General features: G+C 56.6%; 7 protein-coding genes, 3 tRNA genes and 1 pseudogene. 6 read left to right on the forward strand and 5 right to left on the reverse strand.

Going from position 1 to position 11,812, the window contains the following annotated elements; genetic code table 11:
* Positions 1–6 precede the first annotated feature (6 nt).
* Positions 7–741: a succinate dehydrogenase/fumarate reductase iron-sulfur subunit gene (locus tag DG357_RS02030; protein WP_041911494.1), complete on the reverse strand. Its 735-nt coding sequence runs from the start codon at positions 739–741 to the stop codon at positions 7–9.
* A pseudogene (frdA, locus tag DG357_RS02035) lies at positions 734–2,523 on the reverse strand (fumarate reductase (quinol) flavoprotein subunit). The gene DG357_RS02030 and the pseudogene frdA overlap by 8 nt, the downstream one beginning before the upstream one ends.
* 310 nt (positions 2,524–2,833) lie before the next feature.
* Between frdA and epmA the strand changes: the two are divergent.
* Both epmA and yjeM read left to right on the forward strand, forming a co-directional pair.
* On the forward strand, positions 2,834–3,811 hold the full coding sequence (gene epmA / locus DG357_RS02040) for an elongation factor P--(R)-beta-lysine ligase (protein WP_045261279.1): 978 nt from the start codon (positions 2,834–2,836) through the stop codon (positions 3,809–3,811).
* A gap of 198 nt (positions 3,812–4,009) precedes the next feature.
* Positions 4,010–5,509 carry a glutamate/gamma-aminobutyrate family transporter YjeM gene (gene yjeM, locus DG357_RS02045; RefSeq protein WP_045261278.1) on the forward strand — a complete coding sequence of 500 codons (1,500 nt, stop codon included), beginning with the start codon at positions 4,010–4,012 and terminating at the stop codon, positions 5,507–5,509.
* Positions 5,510–5,546: 37 nt separating this feature from the next.
* On the opposite strand, the gene mscM is transcribed toward yjeM, so the two are convergent.
* From mscM to rsgA, 3 genes are all read right to left on the reverse strand, one after another.
* Positions 5,547–8,387 carry a miniconductance mechanosensitive channel MscM gene (gene mscM, locus DG357_RS02050; protein WP_408608538.1) on the reverse strand — a complete coding sequence of 947 codons (2,841 nt, stop codon included), beginning with the start codon at positions 8,385–8,387 and terminating at the stop codon, positions 5,547–5,549.
* Between the two features lie 43 nt (positions 8,388–8,430).
* On the reverse strand, positions 8,431–9,399 hold the full coding sequence (gene asd, locus DG357_RS02055; protein WP_028015245.1) for an archaetidylserine decarboxylase: 969 nt from the start codon (positions 9,397–9,399) through the stop codon (positions 8,431–8,433).
* Positions 9,400–9,496: 97 nt separating this feature from the next.
* Positions 9,497–10,549 (reverse strand): small ribosomal subunit biogenesis GTPase RsgA, encoded by a 1,053-nt coding sequence (rsgA, locus tag DG357_RS02060; protein ID WP_032644955.1) that lies wholly within the window; start codon positions 10,547–10,549, stop codon positions 9,497–9,499.
* 107 nt (positions 10,550–10,656) lie between these two features.
* Between rsgA and orn the strand changes: the two genes are divergently transcribed.
* The 4 genes from orn (at position 10,657) to DG357_RS02080 (ending at position 11,698) form a co-directional block, all read left to right on the forward strand.
* A complete protein-coding gene (gene orn / locus DG357_RS02065) occupies positions 10,657–11,202 on the forward strand; it encodes an oligoribonuclease (RefSeq protein WP_028015247.1) in 546 nt (181 codons plus the stop codon).
* Positions 11,203–11,398: 196 nt separating this feature from the next.
* A tRNA-Gly gene (locus DG357_RS02070) sits at positions 11,399–11,474 on the forward strand.
* 36 nt (positions 11,475–11,510) lie between these two features.
* Positions 11,511–11,586: transfer RNA gene (locus DG357_RS02075), tRNA-Gly, on the forward strand.
* A gap of 36 nt (positions 11,587–11,622) precedes the next feature.
* Positions 11,623–11,698, forward strand: a tRNA-Gly gene (locus DG357_RS02080).
* Positions 11,699–11,812 lie beyond the last annotated feature (114 nt).

Genomic DNA, 11,812 nt, shown 5'->3' on the forward strand with positions numbered 1-11,812 from the left:
CACTCCTTAGCGTGGTTTCAGGGTAGCGATAAGAAAGTCTTTCGAGCTTTCCACTTTACCCTGCTGAATTGCGGCGGCCGGGTCGACGTGCTTCGGACAGACTTCGGAGCAGTAGCCCACAAACGTACAGGTCCAGACGCCGTTCTGGCCGTTTAGCTGCGCCATACGTTCTTTTTTGCCGTGGTCGCGGCTGTCTTCGTTATAGCGGTGCGCCAGGGTAATGGCGGCCGGGCCGATGAACTCCGGGTTCAGGCCAAACTGAGGACAGGCGGCGTAACACAGGCCGCAGTTGATGCAGCCGGAGAACTGATGGTATTTCGCCATCTGCGCCGGCGTCTGGGTGTTCGGACCCTGGTCCGGCGTGCGCGGGTTGCCGATGATGTACGGCTTAATCGCTTCCAGGCTTTCGATAAAGTGGGTCATATCGACCACCAGATCGCGCTCGATTGGGAAGTTGCCCAGCGCTTCAACCTTAATGCCTTTGGTGTAGTCACGCAGGAAGGTTTTACAGGCCAGCTTCGGTACCTTGTTGACCATCATGCCGCAGGAGCCGCAGATCGCCATGCGGCAGGACCAGCGGTAGCTCAGGTCCGGCGCCAGGTTGTCTTTGATATAGCCGAGCGCATCCAGCAGGGAGGTTTGCTCGTCATAAGGCACTTCGTAGAAAGCGCTGTGGGGGGCGGTATCCACTTCCGGGTTGTAGCGCACCACTTCAACTTTCAATTTTTGCATCTCAGCCATTCGCCTTCTCCTTCTTCTCGGCGGCTTCTGCTTCTGCGCCATACACGCGTTTAGCCGGTGGCAGCGTGGTGATTTTCACGTCGCTGTAGTCCAGACGCGTGGTGCCATCCGCATCGCGCCAGGCGAGAGTGTGTTTCAGGAAATTGACGTCGTCACGTTCGGTGCAGCCTTCGTCCAGACGCTGGTGGGCGCCGCGAGACTCTTTACGCGCCAGCGCAGAGTGCGCCATACATTCCGCGACGTTCAGGCCGTGGCCAAGCTCAATGGTATAGAGCAGGTCGGTGTTGAAGACGCTGGAGGTATCGGTGATGCGCACGCGCTTGAAGCGCTCCTGAAGCTCCGCCAGCTTGTCGACGGTTTTCTGCATCAGTTCCGGCGTACGGTAGATACCGCAGCCTTCTTCCATCGACAGGCCCATCTCGTCGCGGATCTTCGACCAGTTCTCGTTGCCTTCCTGGTTCACCAGATCCTTCAGGCGTTTTTCAACGTCAGTGACCTGCGCATCCAGCGCCGCATCGTTTGCTTCGCCTGCGGTCGCCGCACGCTCCATGGCGCGCTCGCCCGCCATGCGGCCAAAGACGACCAGCTCTGCCAGCGAGTTAGAGCCCAGACGGTTGGCGCCGTGCAGGCCGACGGAGGAACACTCGCCCACGGCGAACAGCCCTTTAATACGGGTTTCACACTGCTGGTCGGTTTCAATCCCGCCCATGGTGTAGTGCGCGGTTGGGCGTACCGGTATCGGCTCTTTCACCGGGTCGACGCCCACGTAGGCTTTTGCCAGTTCGCAGATAAACGGCAGACGCTCCAGCAGTTTCTTCTCGCCCAGGTGACGCAGGTCGAGATAGACCACGTCGCCGCGTGGCGTTGAGATGGTGTTGCCCTTGCGCCATTCGTGCCAGAAGGCCTGAGAAACTTTGTCGCGCGGGCCGAGCTCCATGTATTTGTTCTTCGGCTCGCCGAGCGGGTTTCCGGGCCCATGCCGTAATCCTGCAGATAACGGTAGCCGTTTTTGTTGACCAGAATACCGCCTTCACCGCGGCAGCCTTCCGTCATCAAAATGCCGGAGCCCGGCAGGCCGGTTGGGTGATACTGCACAAACTCCATATCGCGCAGCGGCACGCCGTGGCTCAGCGCCATGCCCATCCCGTCACCGGTGACGATGCCGCCGTTGGTGTTGTAGCGATAGACGCGACCCGCACCGCCCGTTGCCATCACCACCGCATTGGCGCGGATCTGGACGAGCGTGCCTTCCATCATATTCATCGCCACCAGGCCACGTGCATGACCGTCGTCGACCAGAATGTCGAGGACAAAATGTTCATCGAAGCGCTGAATTTGTGGGAACTGAAGGGAGGTCTGGAAGAGGGTGTGCAGCATGTGGAAGCCGGTCTTATCGGCGGCGAACCAGGTGCGTTCGATCTTCATGCCACCGAAGCGGCGGACGTTGACGCTGCCGTCCGGACGGCGGCTCCACGGGCATCCCCATTGTTCCAGTTGGGTCATTTCCGTTGGGCAATGGTGAACGAAATAATCAACGACATCCTGCTCGCAAAGCCAGTCGCCCCCTGCAACCGTGTCGTGGAAATGGTATTCGAAGCTGTCATGATCCTGCGCGACGGCGGCGGATCCTCCTTCTGCTGCCACCGTGTGGCTGCGCATCGGATAGACTTTTGAAATCAATGCGATTTTAGCATTCGGGTTGGCTTGTGCCGCAGCAATTGCAGCGCGTAATCCAGCCCCGCCAGCGCCTATTACGGCAAGATCGGCTTGAAAAGTTTGCACGACATTCCTCCAGATTTTTGTTTTCCCGCAATGCGATGAACTAAAGGAAGTTCACCTGCCCGAACGGGCGATTGCGGAAGCGATTCCACTGCTCCTTTATGGGTATAACAGTATAACCGCGTAGTTGTGAGGGAAATTTGACGTGTTCGATTTTTTTGCTGTTCTGTGCGGTGATTTATCATCGTGATTGATGAATTGCATCACAGAATAATCCACATAAATGAAATACGCGTTTTTACTGCGCAAAATTTGTCTCTGCCACTGCTAACGAGTAGACTTCGTGCCCTTGTCTGAAATCGGAGAAAAACTCATGAGCGAAACGGCCACCTGGCAGCCGAGCGCATCCATCCCAAATCTGCTAAAACGCGCCGCAATTATGACGGAGATCCGCCGTTTCTTTGCCGACCGCGGCGTCCTGGAGGTGGAAACCCCGTGCATGAGTCAGGCAACGGTAACGGATATTCATCTGGTCCCGTTTGAAACCCGTTTTGTTGGCCCAGGCCACTCCCAGGGCATGAATCTGTATCTGATGACCAGCCCGGAATACCACATGAAGCGCCTGCTGGCGGCGGGGTGTGGTCCGGTGTATCAGCTGTGCCGCAGCTTCCGTAATGAAGAGATGGGGCGTCACCACAACCCGGAATTCACCATGCTGGAGTGGTACCGCCCGCACTATGATATGTACCGCCTGATGAATGAGGTGGACGATCTGCTGCAGCAGGTACTGGACTGCTCAGAAGCCGAAACGCTCTCCTATCAACAGGCCTTCCAGCGCCATCTGGAAATCGATCCGCTGTCGGCGGACAAAGCCCAGCTGCGTGAAGTGGCGGCAAAACTGGATCTGAGCAACGTGGCGGATACCGAAGAGGATCGCGACACGCTGCTGCAGCTGCTGTTCACCTTCGGCGTGGAACCGCAGATTGGCAAAGATCGCCCGACGTTTGTCTATCACTTCCCGGCAAGCCAGGCGTCTCTGGCGCAGATCAGCACCGAAGACCACCGCGTGGCGGAACGTTTTGAGGTCTATTACAAAGGTATTGAGCTGGCGAACGGCTTCCACGAACTGACCGACGCGCGCGAGCAGGCGCAACGTTTCGAACAGGATAACCGCAAACGCGCCGCGCGCGGTCTGCCGCAGCAGCCGATCGATACCAACCTGCTGGAAGCGTTAAAGGCGGGTCTGCCAGATTGCTCCGGCGTGGCGCTGGGCGTAGACCGTCTGGTGATGCTGGCGCTGGGCGCCGAGCAGCTGGGCGATGTGATTGCCTTTACGGTCGATCGCGCCTAAAGCATGGCCGGGTGGCGCTGTCGCTTACCCGGCATATAGTATCTGTGGCAATATTCCTTTCCATTTCTTCTCCGCAACATTAAAAACTTCCATTTTCTCTGTACACGGGTCTTTTTCTTAAATTGCCTCGTATAGCCACAATATTAGTCTGGTCATCTGCTACCATCCGCGCAGTTTAATTCCTCTTCGGATGGTTATATGTCCCAGTCACTCAAAAAGATGACCCTCACCGGGCTCATTCTGATGATTTTTACGTCAGTTTTTGGCTTTGCCAACAGCCCGTCGGCTTTCTATCTGATGGGCTACAGCGCGACGCCGTTTTATATCGTTTCTGCTCTGTTCTTCTTTATCCCGTTTGCGCTGATGATGGCGGAGATGGGCTCGGCTTACCGGAAAGAAGAGGGCGGTATCTATTCATGGATGAACAACAGCATCGGCCCGCGCTACGCGTTTATCGGCACGTTTATGTGGTTCTCCTCCTACGTCGTCTGGATGGTCAGCACGGCGGCCAAAGTCTGGGTGCCGTTCTCCACGTTTCTTTTCGGTGCGGATAAAACGCAGGTCTGGTCTTTAGCCGGGCTGAGCTCCACGCAGGTGGTCGGGATTCTGGCGGTGTGCTGGATGGTGGTGGTGACGCTGGTGGCGTCAAAAGGCATCAACAAAATTGCCCGTATCACTGCCGTTGGCGGTATTTCCGTGATGTGCCTGAACCTGGTGCTGCTGCTGGTGAGTATCGCCATTCTGTGCCTGAACGGCGGACACTTCGCGCAGGAGGTGAACTTCGTTTCATCGCCTAATCCGGGCTATCAGTCCGGGTTGGCCATGCTCTCCTTCGTGGTATTTGCCATTTTTGCCTACGGCGGTATTGAAGCGGTAGGTGGGCTGGTCGATAAGACCGAGAACCCGGAAAAAAACTTTGCCAAAGGGATTATTTTTGCCGCCATCGTGATTTCCATCGGCTATTCGCTGGCGATTTTCCTCTGGGGCGTTAGCACCAACTGGCAGCAGGTATTGAGTAACAATACCACTAACCTCGGGAACATCACCTACGTGCTGATGAAAAGCCTGGGAATGACGCTGGGTAACGCCATGCACCTGACGCCGGAAGCATCGGCCACCCTGGGGATCTGGTTTGCGCGCATTACCGGCCTGTCGATGTTCCTTGCCTATACCGGCGCGTTCTTCACGCTAATCTACTCGCCGCTGAAAGCAATCATCCAGGGTACGCCAAAAGCGCTGTGGCCGGCACGCATGACGCAGCTCAATACCGCAGGCATGCCTGCCAACGCCATGTGGATGCAGTGTCTGCTGGTGTGCGTGTTCATTCTGCTGGTGTCATTTGGCGGTGATACCGCGTCTGCGTTCTATAACAAACTGACCCTGATGGCGAACGTGTCGATGACGCTGCCGTACCTGTTCCTGACGCTGGCGTTCCCGTTCTTTAAGGCGAAGCGGGATCTTGAGCGTCCGTTTGTGATCTTCAAAACCCGCGCGGCAACGCTGCTGGCGACCACGGTGGTGGTGCTGGTCGTGGCGTTTGCCAACATCTTTACCGTTATTCAGCCCGTGGTTGAGGCGAACGACTGGAACAGCGCGCTGTGGATGGTCGGTGGGCCAGTCTTCTTCTCGCTGCTGGCGATGGGAATTTATGAGAATTACCGCCGGCGCTCAATGGCGTACGTCACGGAAGTGGCGTAGCGATAAAATGCCCCTCCCGAAAGGGAGGGGAGAACGATTACAGACTTCCCGCCGGGCGCGATCTTGCCGCCGACGTGAGCGTTTTACCCATCTTGCGTCCGTCCATGCTTTCCAGACGCATCTGGAACGGTGGGAACGGCATATCAATACCATGCTCGCGGAAGCCCGCCAGAATCAGCTGGTGGATCTCATGGCGCAGCGGCATGCGGTGCCCCATTTCGGCGGCGTATATACGCAGTTCGAAAATCTGGATCCCCTGCTGTAGATCAACCAGGAATACTTCCGGCGCAGGGTTATCGAGCACCAGCGTACAGCGTTCAGCGGCGGTGTAGAGGATCTGCGTGACCTCTTCACTGTTGGCATCCGACGGTGCCGGTACCGTCAGCACCACGCGCGTAACGGAGTCCGACAGGGACCAGTTGATAAACTGCTCGGTAATAAATGCCTTGTTCGGCACGATGATCTCTTTACGGTCCCAGTCGCTGATCGTGGTGGCGCGGGTGTTGATCTTCGTTACGCTCCCGGTCAGATCGCGGATCGTCACCGTATCGCCAATGCGAATCGGCTTTTCAAACAGGATGATCAGGCCGGATACAAAGTTAGCGAAAATCTCCTGCATGCCAAAGCCAAGGCCAAACGTCAGCGCGGCCACCAGCCACTGCAGTTTAGACCACTCAATACCAATCATTGAGAACCCGACCATTCCACCAAACAGCAGTATCAGGTATTTCGTAATGGTCGTAATGGCGTATCCCGTGCCGGGGGTTAAATCCAGATGCTGCAGCAGCGCCAGCTCCAGCAGTGCCGGGAAGTTACGCACCAGTTGGGTGGTGATGATCAGCACCAGAATCGCAATCAGCACCGCGCCTAAGGTGATCGGCTCCAGGCTTTCAACGCCCTGCACCGTGGACGTCACGTCCCACAGAGAGATGTTCTCCAGGAAGCCAAACGCGGAATGAATTTCCGACCACAGGAAGATCACCGACAGAAGGGCAATCAGCATCAGGAGGGAGCGCACCAGGCGCAGAGACTGGGTACTGATGGCATCCAGATCCAGTTCGACCTCGTCCGCATCCATCGTGCCTTCCGTGCTGTTGACATGGGTTGGCTCTTCCTCGCCACGGGCACGCTGAGCGAGGATCTCTGCCCGGCGATGCTTGGCGCGGTCAAAGGCCAGACGGCGGCGCTGGATCAGCATCCCGCGCCGGATCACGTGATACACCACCAGCAGCAGGAACCAGATCGCCACCGACGTTTCCAGTCGCGCCAGCAGCGCCTGCGAGGTTGCCAGGTAACCTACCGCCGCTGCCAGCATCGCAATCAGAGGAGCGCTCAGCAGCAGGTTCCAGAGCAGCCGGTTGAACATGTTGTCGCCGCTGCCGGATTTATCCAGATAGAGCGGTATCCCCGCGCGTTTCAGGCTGAGCGTGACGATGGCCAGCGCGCCGCAGATCAGCATAAAGCAGAGGCGCCCCAGCGAGCCTGAGAATTCCCGGTCGTTGAGATTATCAAACATGATCAGCGCCATTATCAGCGGCACAATCAGCCCGATGCTCATCAGGTAATAGCGCATGGCGCGCGCCACGCGATTACGAGGCCAGCCAAAGTGGGCGATGAACAGGCCGTTAGGCCGCGCGAACGTCGCGCAAATCATCACCACCCACAGCAACGGTACCGTGGCGGTGACGCCATCGCCAATGGCGACCGCGAGCGGATAGGGCCAGGCTTCCCGCAGGCCATAGCCAAGCGTCATCCACAGCACCGGTAGCGGAGAGGCGACGAGAATCGACCAGAACACGGTGCGCAGCGTCAGCCAGAAGTGATCCTGAGTGACTTTCCCCACCCGCGCGCTGGAACGCTCCAGGAAGCGGGTGAAATGTCTGCGCGAATAAATGCTGAAGCCCACCAGAACCAACGCGCCCAGCAGCGGGAAAATCGTCTCTTTACTGGTCAGCATCATCACGCTGGCCTGTCCGAGCTGGCTAAAGGTGTCGAGGGAAATCAGGCGGCGCAGATCCTGAACGATCTCAATTGGCCACGAGAAGGTCATTGGACGTACGTCGGATGTCCAGAAGAGATAACGGTGCGTAGCCTCGTTCACCTCTTTCAGCGCGTCTTCCAGCTGGCTGTTAGAGACCTTGAGCTTAGTCAGTTCCAGAATCAGCGTATCCCCGCCCTGCAGCAGGGAGTTCAGCAGTTCGCGCTGGGTGCGCAGCTGGGCTTCCAGAATACGGTTTTGCTCGCTGGTCAGAGGTTGTCCGTCAGCCTGACGGATCTGGCGTATTTGCGGCTGCTTATTGAGAAGATCTTCAAAGTGCAGTCGCTGCACGCGCAGCTGGGCCATCTCGGTATCCAGCTGCTGCGGTTTCGGCATTTCCGGCAGGCGCGCGACCTGGGCCTGCGGCGTGTTGCCGCTTTGCGTACCCACGCGGCGCTCAACGTCGTTAAGCTGGCGGCGGGCGTCGGTTTGCTGCTGCGGAAGCTGGCTGAGGGAGTCGGCAATTTCACGCGCTCGCTCCTGCTCCTGCTGAGCCTGGCGGCTCTTTTCCAGGAGCTGGCTGCTGACCTGCAGGATTTCCTGATTCAGGGCGTCGGTGGTCATGCCTTCCGGCACTTCGCGCGGCTCATCGCGCAGATTAGCGAGTTGCGCGCGCAGCGTTTGTGAGAGTTTAGGGAAGTTGTCGATAACCTGCTGATACTGCTGAGCGCGCTCAAGCGAGCCTTTCCGCTCTTCAAGCGCGTTCAGTGCGGACTGGAGTGACTCAACGGTCTCTGGCTGAGCGGGTTTAGCCGCTTTCGCCTGCTCCAGCTCCTGGGTTATCTGTTTGGCGTCGGGGGCTGTCGCTGCGTACGCCCCCATGCTGAGGCACCAGGCCATCAGTAGAACGATAATCGGGCGCACGTCAGCGATCCTTCTGTTGTTAGCCTTCGTCTTTTTTGTCGTCAACCAGCGGGCTGGCGTCGTGCTCGGCGTCGATCTCTTCTTGCGGCAGCGGAGCAGGTTCTGCATCCGGCGTCACGAAGGTTTCGGTAGAGACCGCCAGCGGCTGACCCAGTTTGGTGACCGACAGGCTTTCGAGCTGCTCAGCCAGCTTCACTTTGCCCGGCGCAAACAGGTTGATGACGGTAGAGCCCAGCTTGAAGCGACCCATTTCCTGGCCTTTCAGCAGGGCGACAGAGCCTTCTTCTTCACCGGCAGGCCACGTCCAGCGCTTGATCACGCCTTCACGCGGCGGGGTAATGGTGCCAGCCCAGACGGTTTCGATGCTGCCGACAATGGTCGCGCCAACAAGAATCTGCGCCATAGGGCCGAATTCAGTATCGAACAGGCAGATGACGCGTTCGTTACGGGCAAACAGGTTCGGTACGTTTTGCGCGGTCAGGTGGTTCACGGAGAACAGATCGCCCGGCACGTAGATCATCTCACGCAGGATACCATTACACGGCATGTGTACGCGGTGGTAGTCGCGCGGTGACAGATAGGTGGTGGCAAAGGTGCCGTTGCGGAACAGGTCCGCCATCAGGTAATTGCCCGCCAGCAGCGCTTCCAGGCTGTAGTTATGGCCTTTCGCCTGCAGGATTTTGTCGTCTTCGATGTTACCCAACTGGCTGATCACGCCGTCTGCTGGCATCACCAGGACGTTAGGGTCGGTGTTCAGCGGGCGCACTTCGTCGCGCAGCGGGCGCACGAAAAACTCGTTGAACGTGCGGTAGCTGGCGGTGTCCGGCTTCTGCGCTTCTTTCATGTCGACCTTGTAATACTTAACGAAAAGGTCGATGACCAGTTTGGTCAGCCAGCCCGCGCGTTTGCTTGCGCCCCAGCCCGCCAGGCGAGTGAGCCACAGTTTTGGCAGAATGTATTGAAGCGAAAGTTTAAATGCGTTTAACAAGGTAGCCTCCAGGCCATTGTTTTGTCGTTCCTGATCCGGCAGTAAGCCGCCGGAACCTGAAAAAAGGGGACGATTTTAGCGATGCTTAGCTTAGTTGTCAGTTATCAGAATCAGAAAAGTTTTTACGCGTTTTTACCTGATCCATGCTCTCAAGAATGCGGTGGTAATTCTCGAAGCGGGTCTCCGCGATTTCACCTTTCTCAACCGCTTCGCGGATAGCGCAGCCTGGATCGTTATCGTGTTTGCAGTCGCGGTATTTGCAAGCGCCTAAATAATCATGGAATTCGACAAATCCATTAAAGATTTGTTCCGGCTCAAGATGCCATAAACCGAATTCACGCACGCCCGGTGAGTCGATCACGTCGCCGCCGTGAGGGAAATGATAGAGACGTGAGGCGGTGGTGGTGTGCTGGCCCAGACCCGAGACGTCAGACACATCGTTAGTGAGGATCTCCTGCTGGAGGCCGAGAAGGTTGTTTAGCAGGCTCGATTTCCCCACGCCGGACTGACCCGCAAAGATGCTGATGCGATCGGTAAGCGCCTCTTCCAGCGGTTTCAGTCCGTCTTTGGTGTAGCTGGACACCATCAGAACGCGGTAGCCAATCTTGCGGTAGATATCCATCTGCTCATTAACGAAAGCCATGCCTTCGTCATCCAGCAGATCGATTTTGTTCAGCACGATAATCGGTTCAACCTGCAGCGTTTCACAGGCGACAAGGTATCGGTCGATAATATTGAGCGAAAGTTCGGGCAAAATCGCCGATACGATGACAATCTGGTTAATGTTGGCGGCTATCGGCTTCACCCCGTCGTAAAAATCGGGACGGGTTAACACGGACGTACGCTCATGGACCGCTTCAACGATACCTTTTACCGTAACGCCCTCTGCCGCCTCTTTACCCGGTCGCCAGACGACGCGGTCGCCGGTCACCAGAGAACGAATGGTCCGGCGAATGTTACAGCGGTGGATTTCGCCATCGGCGGATTCCACGTCGGCGTGCATACCGAAACGGCTGATAACTACGCCTTCCGTTGGTTCGCCAAACAGGTTGTCGTCGTAATCGACCTTCTCCGAAGTGGTTTTAAGACGGCGCTGATGATTGGCATTCACGCGGCGCTGCTGCCCTTTGGAGAGTTTATTTTTACTCAATCGCACTGGCTCCTGGTCGCCCGTAAGGGGCAAAACCTCTATGATACACTCTAATTAATACTAGTTAACCTGCTACTGTCGGTTATGCGAGAAGGGTGGAAAATAACATGAGCGCGGATGAAAACAACCTGATTTGGATCGATCTCGAAATGACCGGGCTGGATCCCGAGCGCGATCGCATTATTGAGATTGCAACTCTGGTGACCGATGCCAACTTGAATATCCTTGCCGAAGGGCCAACGATTGCGGTGCATCAGTCCGACGACCAGCTTGCGCTGATGGATGAGTGGAACGTGCGTACCCACACCGGCAGCGGTCTTGTCGAGCGCGTGAAGGCGAGCACGCTGGGCGATCGCGAGGCGGAACTGGCGACGCTCGAATTTCTGAAGCAGTGGGTACCAGCGGGTAAATCGCCGATCTGCGGGAACAGCATCGGTCAGGATCGCCGTTTCCTCTTCAAGTACATGCCGGAGCTGGAGTCTTACTTCCATTACCGCTATCTGGACGTGAGCACCCTGAAAGAGCTGGCGCGCCGCTGGAAACCTGAAATTCTGGACGGCTTTAAAAAACAGGGTACGCACCAGGCGATGGACGATATCCGCGAGTCCGTGGCGGAACTCGCGTACTACCGCGAAAACTTTATTAAGCTGTGATTTTGAGATCCGGCACCTTGCGTGGCCGGGTTTTTGTCGTTAAATTGTTCAGCTTGCCGATTAAATAAGCACTTGAACTGAATTTCGAAAAAATCACTTTAAGGGGGGTTGCAGCTAAAAGGATTTCTCGTATAATGCGCCTCCCGTAACGACAGAGAATTACACGTTACGACAGCAACAAAAGCAGTACAGATTTGCGGGAATAGCTCAGTTGGTAGAGCACGACCTTGCCAAGGTCGGGGTCGCGAGTTCGAGTCTCGTTTCCCGCTCCAAAATTTGAAGGTGCTTCCACAGCACAGACTGCCCAAGCGGGAATAGCTCAGTTGGTAGAGCACGACCTTGCCAAGGTCGGGGTCGCGAGTTCGAGTCTCGTTTCCCGCTCCAAAATTTGAAAGTGCTTCTAAAGCACGGACCACCCAAGCGGGAATAGCTCAGTTGGTAGAGCACGACCTTGCCAAGGTCGGGGTCGCGAGTTCGAGTCTCGTTTCCCGCTCCAAATTCTTCTTCATCTCTAAAATATCCACAGCGAAAAGACGCGCTGGGGACGTTTTCTATTGCATCTGAAATACTCTTGTAAACAGAGTTATCCACAGAATTCGCGCTTTACCCA

Origin of the sequence: Enterobacter bugandensis (assembly GCF_900324475.1) — a bacterium.
In the GTDB taxonomy this organism is placed as follows: domain Bacteria; phylum Pseudomonadota; class Gammaproteobacteria; order Enterobacterales; family Enterobacteriaceae; genus Enterobacter; species Enterobacter bugandensis.

What these genes read in the sequence shown, in the direction of transcription:
- mscM (WP_408608538.1), bottom strand. Translation starts at nt 8,387, where the DNA reads ATGGCCTGGTGCCTCAGCATGGGGGCGTACGCAGCGACAGCCCCCGAC.
- epmA (WP_045261279.1), top strand. Translation starts at nt 2,834, where the DNA reads ATGAGCGAAACGGCCACCTGGCAGCCGAGCGCATCCATCCCAAATCTG.
- DG357_RS02030 (WP_041911494.1), bottom strand. Translation starts at nt 741, where the DNA reads ATGGCTGAGATGCAAAAATTGAAAGTTGAAGTGGTGCGCTACAACCCG.
- yjeM (WP_045261278.1), top strand. Translation starts at nt 4,010, where the DNA reads ATGTCCCAGTCACTCAAAAAGATGACCCTCACCGGGCTCATTCTGATG.
- orn (WP_028015247.1), top strand. Translation starts at nt 10,657, where the DNA reads ATGAGCGCGGATGAAAACAACCTGATTTGGATCGATCTCGAAATGACC.